Genomic DNA, 14573 nt, shown 5'->3' with positions numbered 1-14573 from the left:
GAGCCTCACGGAGCATGACGGTCGGCCCGGCGGGCTGCGCCGGGCCGACCGTCATGTCCTCCGGATCCTTCTCAGGCCTCCTTGCGCACGCCGGTGCCCTGGTGGTACTCCTCCCGCCCGCCGTCGTACGGCAGACGGGAGGTCACGGGGGTGGCCTCCAGCCGGGCCGTGATGACGAGGACGCCCTCCTCGATCTGGTAGTCGAGCGGAAGACCGAGGCCGCGCATCGCCGCGACCATGCCCGTGTTCGACGCCTGCGTCACCGCGTACACGCTGTCGCAGCCCGCCTCTACGGCCATCGCCACCAGCCGGCGCAGCAGTTCGGCGCCGACGCCGCGCCGCTGCCACTCGTCCTCGACGAGCAGCGCGACCTCCGTCTCGTCACCGTCCCACAGCAGATGGCCGAGGCCGACGATCCGCCCCGACGCGGTCCGCACCGCCAGCGTCCGCCCGAACCGCGGGCTGAGCAGGTGCCGCAGGTAGCGGTCCGCGTCACCGACGGGCCCGTGGTAGCGCATGGCCAGCGTCCGTGCCGAGCACCGCTCGTGCATGGCCCTGGCCGCCTCGAGGTCGCCCGTGTCCGCCCGCCGCACGGTGATCGGGTTGCCCGTGGGGAGCGTCAGCACGTCCTGGCTGGGCGGGATGCGCGGCCCGAGCCGGGAGTCCAGCTCGACCAGGGCCCGCGCCCGGGCGAACTCGGTCGGCGTGAACGGCAGGTAGGGCCGCTCGACGGTGATCACTCCGCCCTCCGGGGCCCGCAGCCGCATGACCGTGTCGTCGAGCACCCCCTCGACCGGGACCTCCTGCGGACCGCGCCCGCCGCCCACGGGCTTTCCGGGCAGCGACCGGATGGTGCACCGGCCGAGCAACTGCCTCAGCGCCAGTGGGAGTTCCGCCGCGTCCAGCGCCGTCCGCGCGGCCAGGCCCAGCACCCGGGTGGGCGCGTCGACCAGGTCGTGGGCGTCCGCCCGCTCGATCCACGTGTCGGTGCCCCCGGCCCCCGACACCAGCCGGGTGATGCCGGTCGCCTCCACCTCGCCGGGCGCGCGCAGCAGGAACTCGTCCACCGTGCCCGCGGCCAGCGGGTGCGTCTGCAGGCTGAGGATGTCGATCCGGTACACGGCCAGGGCCGTGCACAGCGCGGCCAGGGACCCGGGCTCGTCCTTCACCGTGGTGCGCACCCGCCACAGCGTGCTCGTGCGCGCCACCGCGTCGGGCCCCGCCGGCGGCGCGAGCGGCCCGGCCTCCCCCCGCTGTCCGGGGAGCGGCCGGGCACCGGTATGGTCCGCCGGCGGTGCGTGGCCGTGGCGCCGTGCCCACCATGTGTGGAACGCCGCCGTCGCGATCAGCGCGACCGCCGAGATCCCCAGCAGGGCGGGACCGCCGGGACCGTGCCCCACGAGGTTCGCCACCGCGTCGGCCACCGCGACGGCCGTGAACAGGGCGGCGAGTTCGATCACGTCCCGCCGCCAGTGGTGCACCGGGCGCCCGTGCTTCGCCCGTGTCACATCAGAGATTGCTCGCGTCATGCAGCCACTGTGAAGGAACGGTGTTGCGTGATCACGAACGCCTTGTGTCCGACGGGTAAAGGACGTTCTGTGTCTTTTTCCCGCCTCTCGTCCGGTGGTCACGTCACCGGTGACGCCGTGTCAGGCGCCCTCTGAGGCACCGTCTTCCCGGGCCGCGACGGCTGTCCGCGAGGGAGGCGGGGTGGGGGAGGGCGTGCCGCGCACCAGGGGATGACGCAGGTGCGCGGCAACGAGACAGAGGGTACGGGAGGTGGCGGCCGATCCGGCCAGGTCCGGCCGAGGCATCCGGGAGGAGGGCCCGGCGCCGCCCTGCTTCCGCCGCCGCATCGCCGGCTTCCCGCCGGGCTGTCGCCGTCGGCCTCGCCGAGCACCCGGTGGCCCTCGCGGCAGCAGCGGCCGGGGTCAGCGGCTGCCGTCGAGGATGACGCGTGCGACCAGTGCGGGGTCGTCGTTCATCGGGACGTGCCCGCAGCCCGGCAGCCGGACCAGCCGGGCCCGCGGGATGACCTGCTTGGCCCGGACGCCCTGCCGGCGCAGCAGCAGCCGGTCCTGGGTGCCCCAGGCCACGGTGACGGGCACGCCGGCGACGTCGTCGGTGAACTGGACCGTGGCGCCCGCCCGGAGTGTCTCCTCGAACCCCGTGGCCCGCGCCAGCGCCAGCGTCTCGGCGACCACCGCCTCCGGTGAACGGCGGGCGGGCCGGGCGTAGATCGTGCTCGTCAGGGCGGTGCGGCCGGCCGCCGAGCGGGACAGCCGCTCCACGAGCGGCAGCGGCAGGCGCCGTGCGATCCGCCGCATCCCGAGCAGCACGCCGAAGGCGTAGCGCCGCTCGGCCTGCGTCCAGAACCCGGCGGGGGAGAGGGCGGTGACGGACCGCGCGAGTCCTTCGCGTCCCATCTCCAGGGCGAGCAGACCGCCGAGGGAGTTGCCCGCCACGTGGGGCCGCTCGGCCTCCAGTTCCCGGCACAGGGCGCCGAGCGCGGCGTTCATCGTGGGCAGGTCGTGCCGCAGTCCGTCCGGCAGGGCGGGGGACGCGCCGAATCCGGGCAGGTCCACGGCGATCACGTCACGCTCGGCGGCGAGGAGGTGCACCACCGGGTCCCACGCCTGGCGGTGGTGCCCGATGCCGTGCAGCAGGAGCAGCGGCTCGCCGCTGCCCACGCGCGCGTAGGAGAGGGTCACGGTCTGCCGGCCCTGTGCGAAGGGGACCTTGACGGAGACGGTGGCGGACATGGGTGCTCCTCGTCGGGATCGTGACGAACGCCGGGTAGACAGTTTGTCAGCAATCGCTACCCACGGGTAGGCCCCCTTGGTGCGAGTCGGGGGAGCCGTCCGTTCGCGGTCGCGGGGATCAGGGGATCCGCACCGCACGGCCCGAGCGCGTGGCCGCCGCCCGTTCCGGTCCGTACCGGGCGTCGTCGCCTGGACACGGCCGGTGGGTGTCCGCTGGGATGGAGGGCGTGACGACCGAAACCGGCACCGACGTCTTCGAAGAGCACCGCCCCGTCCTCATGGGGGTCGCCTACCGCATGCTCGGCCGGGTGGCCGACGCCGAGGACGTCGTCCAGGAAGCCTGGCTGCGCTGGGCCGGAGCCGACCGGAGCGACGTCCGCGAACCGCGCGGCTACCTGGTGCGCGTCACCACCCGGCTCGCCATCGACCGGCTCCGTCAGATCAAGGCGCGGGGCGAGGCGTACGTCGGTCCCTGGCTTCCCGAGCCGTTCGTCACCGACTTCGCGGACTCCGTGCCGGACGCCTCGGAGCAGGCCGTGCTGGCCGACTCCGTGTCGCTGGCCGTGCTGGTCGTCCTGGAGTCGCTGTCACCGCTCGAACGCGCCGTGTTCGTCCTGAGGGAGGCGTTCGGCTACCCGTACGCGGACATCGCCGCCATGCTCGACCGGGGCGAGCCCGCGGTGCGCCAGTTGGGAGCGCGGGCCCGCCGGCACCTCGACGAGGGGCGGCCGCGCTACGAGGTCGACCCGGTCCAGCGGCGGGACCTGACGGAACGGTTCCTGGCGGCCGCCGTGGACGGCGACCTGGAAGGGCTCATGGCGCTGCTCGCGCCGGACGCCCGCCTGGTGGGCGACAGCGGCGGCAGGGCCAAGGCTCCGCTGCGCGTCCTGCAGACCGCCGACAAGGTGGGCCGCTTCCTCACCGGCGTGGCCGGCAGGGGTGTCGAGGACCCGTCCATCCGGCTCGTGGAGCTCAACGGCGGCCCTGCCGTGCTGCTGCTGTCCGGTGGCAGGCCCGACACCGTCTTCCAGCTGGACGTGGCGGAGGGGCGGGTCCAGACCATCTACGTCATCCGCAACCCGGACAAGCTGGCGTGGCTGGCCGGCATCTGAGTGACGGAGTGGGCACCGGGGCGGCGGCGGGTGCGCCGGAGCCCCGGCGCCCGTCCGTACCTGTCCCCTGAGGGCCGGCGCCGCCTCCGGGACGGCCCCGCCCGGCCGCCCTCCCGCCTCCCCGCGCCCGGAGGATGCCGCGCCCGGCCGCCTCGCCGCGCCCAGGGGATGCCGCGCCCGGCCGGATTCCAGTCGTCGCTCCTGCCGCCCACCGCAGGCCGCCGGAAAATTTTGCACGGCGTGCACTTCTTCCGCAGCATGGGCGGCACCGTCGGCACCAGCGTCCTCGGCGCGATCCTCGCCCACCGGGTGACCAGCGAGATGACCAAGGGACTCAAGGAAGCGGGCATCCCCGCCACCGGCGGCAGTGCGGGCGCCGGGAGCAGCGTGCCCGACATGCACACGCTGCCCGCCCCGATCCGTGCCGTCGTCGAGCACGCCTACGGCGCCGCCACGGCCGACCTGTTCCTCGTCGCCACGCCGTTCGCCCTGCTCGCGCTGGTCGCCGTCGGCGGGCGGCCCCGTTCGCGTGCTCCCCCGGCCGCGCGGTGATGTCATCCGTGCGACCCTGCGCGAACGCCTAGTGAACGCTGGGCGGCACCGCGCCCGTGCCGGGTCCGCGAGGTGGAGGATTGGTCTTGACCAAGGATGGGGGCCGTCCTATGGTCGCAGAGAAGTAAAACAACCTTTAATAAACAAGGGCGCTAAAAACGCCGCCGAACCACGGCGATCGCGGAGGACAGGGTGGGGACGACGCAGCTGGAATCGGTGCCGGAGCCCAAGTACTGGCACCTGAAGACCGTGCTCAGTGAGGCACTGGACTCGGAGTTCTCGGTCGGCGAGGTCCTGCCCAACGAGCGTGACCTCGCCGCCCGCTTCGGCGTGGCCCGGGCCACGCTCCGCCAGGCACTGGAGCAGCTCGAACTCGAGGGGAGGCTGCAGCGCCGCCGCGGCGTCGGGACGACCGTCGCCCCGCCGCGCGTCGGGGTGGCCGTCGGCTCCGAGCAGGACGCCTGGCCGGGCGCCGCCGGTGACGCCTGGCAGCCGGTGGACTGCGCCCTGGCCGTCCCGCCCGCGGCCGTCGCCGCCGCGCTGGAGACGGGCGGTAACGAGCCCGTGCACACGGTGCGCCGGTCCCGCGTGAGCCACGGCCAGCCGGTCGCCGCGGAGCTGCTGTACATCCCGGCGTCGTCGGTGCCCGACCTGACGGCCATCGACGCCCCCTCCGGCGCGGCACGCGCCCGTGCGGTGCTGCGCGAGCTGCAGCGCCTGGAGCTGGAGGGCCAGGACCGCGCCGTCGAACTCGGCTCGGCCCGCGCCGACGACGCCAAGGAGCTCGACCGGCTGCCCGGTGCGCCCGTCCTCGTCGTGACCACCCGCTTCTTCGCCGGGGGCCGCACCGCGGCGCTCTCCGTGGCCACCTACCGGGCGGACACCTGCCGGCTGACCTTCGGCGACTCGGGCCGCGTGGAGATCCACCACGGTCCCGAGCGCCAGGCCTCCTGAGGACGGCCGGGGGGCGCGCGCCGCGGGCCCCCCGGCACTCAGCGGCGGGCCGTGACCGTGCCCTCGACCGCGAACAACTGCTCCTCGACGTGCGCGAGGGCCAGCCGCAGCGCGCCCGTCGCCACGGCCGCCTCACCCAGCCTGGAGAGCGTCACCTTCGGCGGCCGCAGGCAGTAACGGTTCAGCTCCCGCCGCAGCGGCTCCAGCACCCCGTCCAGACCGGCCGCCCAGCCACCGATCACGACGAGTTCCGGATCGAGCGCCAGCACGAGCGCCGCCACGTCGTGCACCAGCCGCCGGATGAAGCGGTCCACGGCCGCACGGGCCCGCCCGTCGCCCTCACGGGCGAGCGCGAAGACCTCGGCCACGGCCTGCTCGTCCAGCGGGTGCAGCGGCTGATCGGTGGTCGACAGCAGCGTCTCGGGGGTGGCCTCCCGGCCCAGCAGGTGCAGCGCGCCGATCTCACCGGCGGCTCCGCCGTACCCGCGGTGCAGCCGCCCGCCGATCAGTGATCCCGCTCCCGGGCTCAGTCCGGCCAGCACGAAGACCACGTCGTCGGACTCGGTGGCGGCGCCCTTCCAGTGCTCGGCGACCACGGCGGCGTTGGCGTCGTTCTCGACCAGGACCGGGCACTTGAACGACCGGCTCAGCCGCTCTCCCAGGTGCAGGCCCGTCCAGTCCGGCAGCGCGGTGCCCAGCCGGACGACACCGTCCGCCTCGACGATGCCGGGCGTGCCCACGCCCACGGCCCGCAGCGAACTGCGCGGAACGCCGGCCCGGCGCAGCAGCTCGGCCACCGCGCCCCGCATCCGCTCCAGGCGCTCGTCGGCGCCCGCCGTCTCGTCCACGTCCCTGGCCTGGGCCCCGAGCACGCGCCCATCGAGGTCGGCCAGCAGCACGGCGACGCGGTGCGCGCCGATCTCCAGCCCGAGCAGGTGCCCGGCCTCGGCCCGGAACCGGAACCGCCGCGCGGGCCGTCCCTGACGCCGGGCGGCTCCTTCCTCGGCGGCCTTCTCCACGACGAGACCGGCCTCGATGAGCCCCTCGACGACCCCCTCCACCGTCGGCCGGGACAGCCCGGTCACCCGGGTGATCTCCGTGAGCGTCGCGCAGTCCGTGGCACGCAACGCGTGCAGGACCACCGCGGAGTTGATCCGCCGCAGCAGCGAGGGGTCCCCGCCGGTCAGCCGCCCCACCGTCCGTCCTCCCAGCTCGTGCGCGTGTTGGGCGGATCGTACTCGGCACGGCCCGGGGCAGCGAGGGCCGGGCCACGGGCATGTGCCGACCACGCACCCGCACCCCCCGGCGCGGCCCCGCCCCCCCACACAGCCGCACGCACGTCGGGACGTCGGGCCGCGCCAGTCACGGCCCGTCAGCGCACCCACGCCTCACGCGGCGTCAGTCACCGTACCCACGCCTTACGCGGCGTCAGTCACCGTGCTCACACGTGCTGTCGGACCGCGCGCCCGTGCTTCACGCGCCGTCAGTTCGCGTGCTGTCGGTCACCGCGCCCCTGCCTCACGTGCTGTCGGTCACCGCGCCCCTGCCTCACGCGCTGTCGGTCACCGCGCCCGTGCCTCACGCGCCGTCAGTCACCGTGCCCGCGCCGACGCAAAGCCGTACGACAACCGTCGAGGCCCCCGCGGCCGGCACCCGGGCGCCGGCCCTCCTCAGCGCACCGCACCGGCCCACCGATTGACGCCCCACCAGTTGTCAGTGGCGACCGCTTTACTGGACGACATGGACATCGCCGAGTACCTCGCCGTGATCGACCGGCTGTGTGCGCGGGACTTCCCGGCCGCGCAGGACCGGTTCGATCCGGGGTCGGCCGGACCCGGTTACTTCATAGCCGAGTTGGCGACGCGTCCCGGCCGGCCGGCGGACGACGCCGCTCCGTGCGAGCAGGCCGTCGAGGACGCGCACGCCCTGAAGGAGGCGGTCTCCCAGGTGCTGGACATCCGCCGCGGCCGGCACCAGCCGCCCTGGAGCATGCTCACCCTGCGGGTACGGGCCGAGCGCGGCGAGCAGATACCCGAGCCGTGGTCCACCGTCAGCGTGCGGACGGACGAGGTCGACCTGTGGGAGCCGGACGCCTCCGGGCGCTGGGTCGCGGTCGGGGTGGCCGACCGCGACGAGGACGACGACATACGCCTCCTGGCCGTCGTCACCGAGACGGATCCGCCGTGACGCGCGGCGTCTCCTCCGCGGCCTCTCTCAGCCGCGCGAACTCGTGCGCCATGGTCTCCGCGGTCCAGTGCGCGTTCAGTCCGCTCGGGTTGGGCAGCACCCACACACGCGTGTCGCCGATCGTCCTGTCCTGCGGCCCCACCTGCGCCTTGCGGTCGTCGAAGGCGGCCCGGTAGGCGGTGACGCCCACCACGGCCAGCCACCGCGGCCGCAGCCCCGCCACCTTCCGGGCCAGCAGCCGCCCGCCCTCGCGGTACTCCTCGGCCGACAGCTCGTCGGCCCGCGCCGTCGGCCGTGCCACGACGTTCGTGATGCCGAGTCCGTACGACAGCAGCTCCGTCTGCTCGGACGGCTTCAGCAGCCGCGGCGTGAAGCCGGACCGGTGCAGCACCGGCCAGAACCGGTTGCCCGGACGGGCGAAGTGGTGGCCGGTCGCCGCCGTCATCAGACCGGGGTTGATTCCGCAGAACAGCACCTTGAGGCCGTCCGCGACCACGTCCGGAACGAGACGGTCGCGGGCGGCCTCGAGGTCCGCCGGAGTGAAGCGGGTCAGAGGATCGCCCCCGGGGTGTAGCCGGCCGCCTCCGGGTGCTGCTTGACGATCTCCTCGACCCGGCCCACGACCGTGCCGACCTGGTCGGCCGCCGCGCCGGTGAAGGACAGCTTGTCCGCCATCAGCGCGTCCAGCTGCGCGCGGTCGAGCGGCAGGCGCTCGTCGGCGGCGAGCTTGTCGAGCAGGTCGTTGCGCTCGGCGCCCTGCTCGCGCATCGCCAGAGCGGTGGCGATGGCGTTCTCCTTGATCGCCTCGTGGGCGACCTCCCGGCCGACACCGGCCCGCACCGCGCCCATCAGGACCTTGGTCGTCGCCAGGAACGGCAGGTAGCGGTCCAGCTCGCGGGCGACCACGGCCGGGAACGCGCCGAACTCGTCGAGCACGGTCAGGAACGTCTCCAGCAGCCCGTCCAGCGCGAAGAACGCGTCCGGCAGCGCGACCCGGCGCACCACCGAGCAGGAGACGTCGCCCTCGTTCCACTGGTCGCCCGCCAGCTCGCCGGTCATCGAGGCGTAGCCGCGCAGGATCACCATCAGGCCGTTGACGCGCTCGCAGGAGCGGGTGTTCATCTTGTGCGGCATCGCGGAGGAGCCGACCTGGCCCGGCTTGAAGCCCTCGGTCACCAGCTCGTGCCCGGCCATCAGCCGGATGGTCTTCGCCAGCGACGACGGGGCGGCCGCCAGCTGCACCAGCGCGGTGACGACCTCGTAGTCCAGCGACCGCGGGTAGACCTGCCCGACGGAGGTGAACGCCTGCGAGAAGCCGAGGTGGCCGGCGATGCGGCGCTCCAGCTCGGCCAGCTTCGGGGCGTCACCGCCCAGCAGGTCCAGCATGTCCTGCGCGGTGCCCACCGGGCCCTTGATGCCGCGCAGCGGGTAGCGGCCCAGCAGCTCCTCGACGCGGCCGTACGCCACGAGCAGCTCGTCCGCGGCGGTGGCGAACCGCTTGCCCAGGGTGGTGGCCTGCGCGGCGACGTTGTGGGAGCGGCCGGCCATGACCAGCTCGCCGTACTCGCCGGCCAGCTTCGCCAGGCGCGCCAGGACGGCCACCGTGCGGTCGCGCACGAGTTCCAGCGAGAGCCTGATCTGCAGCTGCTCCACGTTCTCCGTCAGGTCACGGGAGGTCATGCCCTTGTGCACGTGCTCGTGCCCGGCGAGGTCGTTGAACTCCTCGATCCGCGCCTTCACGTCGTGCCGGGTGACCTTCTCGCGCTCCGCGATGGAGACGAGGTCGACCTGGTCGAGGACGCGCTCGTAGGCGGCGATCGCCTCGTCCGGCACGTCGATGCCGAGGTCCTGCTGGGCGCGCAGCACGGCGAGCCAGAGCTGCCGCTCCAGCTTCACCTTCTGCTCGGGGGACCAGAGCGTGGCGAGTTCGGCGGAGGCGTAGCGTCCGGCGAGGACGTTCGGGATGCGGGGCTTGGCGGGCGCAGAAGTCACGTGTACGGATTCTACTGGCGATTCGTGCAGGCCGGCGCCACGGGGGTGTTCGTCGGATCCTACGAGGGGGCGGTCGGGCCGCCACCGGGGCCAAGCCCCCACCGGACGGCGACATCCGGCACGAGCCCCGCCGGACCCGCGGCGTCAAGGTCGAGCCCCTGCCGGACCCGCGATGTCCGGACCAAGCCCCCGCCGGGGTGGGCGACTTCCCGGCCAGCCACCAGCCAGCCGCGTCGCCAACCTGTCCGGACAGCACACCTAGAGCGAGGGCTCCTCCCAGGGCAGCAGCTCCGGTCGCTTCGCCGGACGGCCGTCGCCGGACGAGCGTCCGGTCAGCCGGCGGCCTATCCACGGCAGCAGGTGCTGCCGGGTGAAGCGGGCGTCCGCGACCCGCCGGGCGACCCAGCCGGGCGGGGCGGCCGACGGCATCGGCGTGTGCCACTCGGGGTCCTCGGCCTCGTAGCCGAGCCCCTGCCACACCGCCTCCGCGACCCGGCGGTGTCCCTCGGCGGTCAGGTGCAGCCGGTCCACGTCCCACAGCCGCGGGTCGGCCAGCGAGGCCGCCCCGTACAGGTCCACGACCAGCGCACCATGCCGGGCGGCGAGCTCGTCCACGCAGGCGAACAGCTCCTCCATGCGCGGCCGGAATCGCTCCAGCACGGGCCCCTGGCGGCCGGGGCTGCGCATCAGGACGAGCTGCTTGCACGCGGGCGCCAGCCGCTCCACGGCCTCGGTCAGCAGCCCCCGTACCCGGCCCATGTCGCACTTGGGCCGCAGCGTGTCGTTGAGGCCGCCGACCAGCGTGATCACGTCGGCCCCCATGGCCGCCGCCACGTCCACCTGCTCCTCGACGATCTGGCCGATCAGCTTGCCGCGGACGGCGAGGTTGGCGTAGCGGAAACCGGGGCTGTGGGCGGCCATCCGCGCTGCGAGGAGGTCGGCCCAGCCCCGGTAGGAGCCGTCCGGCAGCAGGTCCGACATGCCCTCGGTGAAGGAGTCGCCGACCGCGACCAGGCTGGTGTACTGGGGATTCGTCTGCATGGCGTGAGCGATGGTATCCCGCGGGCCCGCAGGCATACCAAGCGGTCGGTCCGCCGCCAGGCGTCCGGCCCCCGCGCCGTCCGTGGCCGGTCCGTCCCCGTCCGCGGCCGGTCACGCCCCAGGACGGGGGACGGACCGGCCGCGGAGCAGGGCGCTCAGACGGGCTGCCCGAACAGCTCCCGCAGCACGTCCTCCATGGTCACCAGCCCCGCGAGCCGTCCGTCCGCGCCCAGCACGGCTGCGAGATGGGCGCGGCCGCCCCGCATCGCGGTGAGCACGTCGTCCAGCGGCGTGGCCTCCCGCACCCGGGCAATGGGCCGCATGTCGCGCAGCCGGAACGGCTCGGTGCGCGGCGAGGCGTCCAGCGCGTCCTTCACGTGCAGGTAGCCGATGATCCGGCGCCCCTCGTCCACCACGGGGAAGCGGGAGAAGCCGGACTCGGCCGACAGCCGCTCCAGCTGCTCCGGTGTCACCCCGAGCTGCGCGTAGACAACCCGCTCCAGCGGGACCACGACGTCGCGGACCGGCCGGCTGCCCAGCTCCAGCGCGTCGTGCAGCCGCTCCTGCGCCCGGTTGTCGATCAGTCCCGCTTCGCTGGCGTCCTTGACTATGTCCGCCAGCTCGGTGTCCGTGAAGGTCGCCGAGACCTCGTCCTTGGCCTCGACCCGCAGCAGCTTCAGCAGGGTGTTCGCGAAGGCGTTCACCATGAAGATCACCGGGCGCAGTGCCCGGGACAGCGCGACCAGGGGAGGGCCGAGCAGCAGGGCGCTGCGCACCGGCTCCGCCAGGGCGACGTTCTTCGGCACCATCTCGCCGAGCAGCATGTGCAGGTACGTCGCCAGGCTCAGCGCGATGACGAACGACACCGCGTGCCCAACGCCGGCCGGCAGGCCGACCGCGTGGAACACCGGCTCCAGCAGGTGCGCGATCGCGGGTTCGGCGACCACACCGAGGACCAGGGTGCACAGGGTGATGCCGAGCTGTGCGGCGGCCAGCAGCGCGGACACGTGCTCCAGCCCCCACAGAACGCTCTTCGCCCGCCGGTCGCCGGCCTCGGCGTGCGGCTCGACCTGGCTGCGGCGGACCGAGATCAGGGCGAACTCGGCGCCCACGAAGAAGGCGTTGACGACCAGGCTCGCCAGACCGATCAGAATCTGCACGGCGGTCACCGGTCGTCCCCCCTGACGTCGTCGTGGTCGCTCCGCACGTCCGCCGGTCCGTGGAGACTTCGTTCGCGCCGCGCGCCACGTTCGTGCCCCTCGCTTGGCGCGGCGTGCGCCTCACTCCGCGCGGCCTGCTCGTCGCCCCGCGGGGCGTCCCGCTCGGGCGGCGCCGGCCGTTCGTCGTCGAGCGGGGCGTGCAGGAGCACGCGCGCGGCCCGGCGCCCGCTCGCGTCGGCCACGTCCAGCCGCCAGCCGGCGATCTCCAGCGTGTCGCCGGCCCGGGGGATCCGGCCGAGCTCGGCGGCGACGAGTCCGGCGAGGGTCTCGTACGGCCCCTCCGGCACCCGCAGGCCGATCCGCGCGAGATGGTCGATGCGGGCGGAGCCGTCGGCCGAGTACAGGGCACGGCCCGCCTCGTCGGCTCCGGCCGGGGCGATGTCGGGTGTCTCGTGCGGGTCGTGCTCGTCCCGGACCTCGCCGACGACCTCCTCGACGATGTCCTCCAGCGTCACGACGCCCGCCGTGCCGCCGTACTCGTCGATGACCACCGCCATCGTCCGCTTGCCGCCCAGGCGGTCCAGCAGCCGGTCGACGGTCAGCGACTCGGGGACGAGCAGGGGCGCGCGCATGATCTCGGCGACGGACACGCGGGTGCGCCGCTCGGCGGGCACCGCGAGCACGTCCTTGATGTGGGCGGTCCCGACGACCGTGTCGAGGCTGCCCCGGAAGACGGGAAAGCGCGACAGCCCGGTCGCCCGGGTCGCGTTCGCCACGTCCTCGCAGGTGGCCTGCGTGTCGAGGGCGACGACCTGGACGCGCGGTGTCATGACGTTCTCCGCGGTGAGGTCGGCGAGGTTGAGCGTCCGCACGAACAGTTCCGCGGTGTCCGGCTCCAGGGCGCCCTCCTTGGCGGAGTGCCGGGCGAGGGCCGCGAGTTCCTGCGGGCCGCGCGCCGAGGCCAGTTCCTCGGCGGGCTCCACGCCCAGTCGGCGCACCACCCGGTTGGCGGTGCCGTTCAGGTGGGTGATGAAGGGGCGGAAGGCGGCGCTGAACCAGCGCTGCGGGGTGGCCACCCGCTTGGCCACCCCGAGGGGTGAGGAGATCGCCCAGTTCTTGGGCACCAGCTCGCCGACGACCATCAGGAAGACCGTGGACAGGGCCGTGCCCAGCACCAGGGCCACCGAGGCCGCCGCGGACTCCGGGATGCCGAGGGCCTTGAGCGGTCCGGTGATCAGCGCGGCGATCGACGGCTCGGCGAGCATGCCGACCACCAGGTTCGTGACCGTGATGCCGAGCTGCGCCCCGGAGAGCTGGAACGTCAGATTCCGAACCGCCTTGAGGGCGCTCGAGGCGCCGCGCTCACCGCGTTCGACCGCGCGTTCCAGCGCGCCGCGCTCCACGGTCGTCAGCGAGAACTCGGCCGCGACGAAGGCGCCGCAGGCGACGGACAACGCGACCGCCACCAGCAGCAGGAGGACTTCGGTCATCGGGTCACCCCCCTCTCATGGTCGCGCGGAGAGACGGGGATCGCGCGGTGTCGCGCACCGGGAGGCTCGCCCATGGGCGGACGCTCACAACCTTTCATGGAGACCGAGTGTCCCTCCAGGGTAAAGGATGGGCAAAGAGAAGCCGAGCGCCGCTCACCTGGCGGCTTACACCGGCCCCGCCGGTGCCCCCCGGCCGCTGACCGTCCGCCCGGCGTGCGTCTCGCTCTCCTCGGGCTGCTGACCGTCCGCCCGGCGCGCGTCCCGTTCTCCTCGGGCCGCTGACCGGCCGCCCGGCGCGCGTCCCGTTCCCCATGACCCGGACGCCCTCCCCAGCCCGGCGAAGGTCCCCTCGCACAGACACTCGGCGCCGGTCCGAACGCCCGGCCAACGCCGACGCGACCCCTCCGCCGGCACCGGTCCGCCTACTGGCCGCGCAGCGCCTCGATCACCGGTGCGAACGCCTCCATGGACGGTTCCAGCACGGTCAGGTACGAGAACCCGTACCGCTCGCGCAGCCCGCGCACCTGCTCGACGATCTGCTCCGGCGTACCGAGCAGCACGATGGGCAGTTCCAGCACCTGCTCCCGGCTCAGGTGCGGCACCAGTTCCTGGAAGGAGCGGGCCGCCGCCTCGCGGTCGCCGGTGACGGTCACCCGCTGGATCAGCAGGTTCAGCTCCGCGGGCTCCGCGCGGTCGGCCGCGAGCTTCCGGTACAGCGAAAGGCGCTCGTCGAGCTCCTCCGCCGTGATCGGTGCGAGCTGCCCCGTGTCGCTGCCGGGCACCGAGCGCGCCCCCGTGAACGCCGCGATGTCGGCGTGCTCGGCGGTCAGGTGCAGCATGCGGTCGCCGTTCGCGCCGATCAGCAGGGGCACCCGCGGCTCCTGCACCGGGCGGGGACGGTGCTCCGCGGAGGCGAGCAGCCGCCGCAGCTCCTCGACGGTGCGGCGGAGGTGGTCGACGCGCGCGCCCGGCGAGCCCCAGGGCAGCCCCGCCGTCTCGTGCTCCGCGCGGACGTACCCGGTACCGAGCCCGAGTTCGAGCCGGCCGCCGGTCAGCGCGTCCGTCGTCGCCACCTCGCGGGCCAGCAGCACCGGGTTCCAGAAGCCCGCGTTGAGCACGAACGTGCCCACCCGCGGAGTTTCGGTCGCCTCCGCCGCCGCGACCAGCGCCGGGAACGGCGCCGGCAGGCCGAGGTGGTCCGGCACGAGGATCACGTCGTAGCCCAGTTCCTCGGCCCGGCGGCACTTGGCACGCCACTGACCGGTCGGCGCCGGCTCCAACAGGTTGACTCCGAAGCGGAACGGGCGCGGCATGTGAACTCCC

General features: G+C 74.1%; 12 protein-coding genes and 1 pseudogene. 4 read left to right on the top strand and 9 right to left on the bottom strand.

The features are described 5' to 3' along the window. Positions 1 to 71: 71 nt before the first annotated feature. On the bottom strand, positions 72 to 1529 hold the full coding sequence (locus ABZ920_RS20560) for a GNAT family N-acetyltransferase (RefSeq protein ID WP_361506706.1): 1458 nt from the start codon (positions 1527 to 1529) through the stop codon (positions 72 to 74). Between the two features lie 402 nt (positions 1530 to 1931). Continuing rightward, positions 1932 to 2762 (bottom strand): alpha/beta fold hydrolase, encoded by an 831-nt coding sequence (locus ABZ920_RS20555; protein ID WP_361506703.1) that lies wholly within the window; start codon positions 2760 to 2762, stop codon positions 1932 to 1934. Between the two features lie 227 nt (positions 2763 to 2989). Between ABZ920_RS20555 and ABZ920_RS20550 the strand changes: the two genes are divergently transcribed. The 3 genes and pseudogenes from ABZ920_RS20550 (at position 2990) to ABZ920_RS20540 (ending at position 5380) form a co-directional block, all read left to right on the top strand. Continuing rightward, complete coding sequence (locus ABZ920_RS20550; RefSeq protein WP_361506700.1) at positions 2990 to 3874, top strand: RNA polymerase sigma-70 factor; 885 nt, start codon at positions 2990 to 2992, stop codon at positions 3872 to 3874. Positions 3875 to 4114: 240 nt separating this feature from the next. Further along, a pseudogene (locus ABZ920_RS20545) lies at positions 4115 to 4384 on the top strand (MFS transporter); the annotation flags it as partial. 234 nt (positions 4385 to 4618) lie between these two features. After that, positions 4619 to 5380, top strand: a complete 762-nt coding sequence (locus ABZ920_RS20540) for a GntR family transcriptional regulator (RefSeq protein WP_361506697.1) — start codon at positions 4619 to 4621, stop codon at positions 5378 to 5380. Positions 5381 to 5418: 38 nt separating this feature from the next. Here ABZ920_RS20540 and ABZ920_RS20535 read toward each other — a convergent pair whose 3' ends face one another. Beyond that, positions 5419 to 6576, bottom strand: coding sequence for an ROK family transcriptional regulator (locus tag ABZ920_RS20535; protein WP_361506694.1), 1158 nt, complete (start codon positions 6574 to 6576; stop codon positions 5419 to 5421). A 520-nt stretch (positions 6577 to 7096) separates the two neighbouring features. On the opposite strand from ABZ920_RS20535, the gene ABZ920_RS20530 reads away from it, so the two are divergent. Continuing rightward, a complete protein-coding gene (locus tag ABZ920_RS20530; RefSeq protein WP_361506692.1) occupies positions 7097 to 7567 on the top strand; it encodes a hypothetical protein in 471 nt (156 codons plus the stop codon). Here the strand turns inward: ABZ920_RS20530 and mug are convergent. From mug to ABZ920_RS20500, 6 genes are all read right to left on the bottom strand, one after another. Beyond that, positions 7545 to 8120 carry a G/U mismatch-specific DNA glycosylase gene (gene mug, locus ABZ920_RS20525; RefSeq protein WP_361506902.1) on the bottom strand — a complete coding sequence of 192 codons (576 nt, stop codon included), beginning with the start codon at positions 8118 to 8120 and terminating at the stop codon, positions 7545 to 7547. The genes ABZ920_RS20530 and mug overlap by 23 nt on opposite strands. Next, positions 8117 to 9559, bottom strand: coding sequence for an adenylosuccinate lyase (gene purB, locus ABZ920_RS20520; protein ID WP_361506689.1), 1443 nt, complete (start codon positions 9557 to 9559; stop codon positions 8117 to 8119). The genes mug and purB overlap by 4 nt, the downstream gene beginning before the upstream one ends. Before the next feature lie 258 nt (positions 9560 to 9817). Then, positions 9818 to 10600 (bottom strand): SGNH/GDSL hydrolase family protein, encoded by a 783-nt coding sequence (locus ABZ920_RS20515; RefSeq protein WP_361506686.1) that lies wholly within the window; start codon positions 10598 to 10600, stop codon positions 9818 to 9820. A gap of 155 nt (positions 10601 to 10755) precedes the next feature. Next, positions 10756 to 11769, bottom strand: a complete 1014-nt coding sequence (locus ABZ920_RS20510; protein WP_361506683.1) for a hemolysin family protein — start codon at positions 11767 to 11769, stop codon at positions 10756 to 10758. Continuing rightward, positions 11766 to 13250 (bottom strand): hemolysin family protein, encoded by a 1485-nt coding sequence (locus ABZ920_RS20505; RefSeq protein WP_361506680.1) that lies wholly within the window; start codon positions 13248 to 13250, stop codon positions 11766 to 11768. Before ABZ920_RS20505 ends, ABZ920_RS20510 begins: the two co-directional genes overlap by 4 nt. A 422-nt stretch (positions 13251 to 13672) precedes the next feature. Next, positions 13673 to 14563 carry an LLM class F420-dependent oxidoreductase gene (locus ABZ920_RS20500; RefSeq protein ID WP_361506677.1) on the bottom strand — a complete coding sequence of 297 codons (891 nt, stop codon included), beginning with the start codon at positions 14561 to 14563 and terminating at the stop codon, positions 13673 to 13675. Positions 14564 to 14573: the final 10 nt, after the last annotated feature.

This window comes from Streptomyces sp. NPDC046831 (assembly GCF_040645305.1).
Taxonomy (GTDB): Bacteria; Actinomycetota; Actinomycetes; order Streptomycetales; family Streptomycetaceae; genus Streptomyces.
This window is presented reverse-complemented; position numbering and strand designations above follow the sequence as displayed.

What these genes read in the sequence shown, in the direction of transcription:
- ABZ920_RS20555 (WP_361506703.1), bottom strand. Translation starts at nt 2,762, where the DNA reads ATGTCCGCCACCGTCTCCGTCAAGGTCCCCTTCGCACAGGGCCGGCAG.
- ABZ920_RS20560 (WP_361506706.1), bottom strand. Translation starts at nt 1,529, where the DNA reads ATGACGCGAGCAATCTCTGATGTGACACGGGCGAAGCACGGGCGCCCG.
- ABZ920_RS20505 (WP_361506680.1), bottom strand. Translation starts at nt 13,250, where the DNA reads ATGACCGAAGTCCTCCTGCTGCTGGTGGCGGTCGCGTTGTCCGTCGCC.
- ABZ920_RS20500 (WP_361506677.1), bottom strand. Translation starts at nt 14,563, where the DNA reads ATGCCGCGCCCGTTCCGCTTCGGAGTCAACCTGTTGGAGCCGGCGCCG.
- ABZ920_RS20515 (WP_361506686.1), bottom strand. Translation starts at nt 10,600, where the DNA reads ATGCAGACGAATCCCCAGTACACCAGCCTGGTCGCGGTCGGCGACTCC.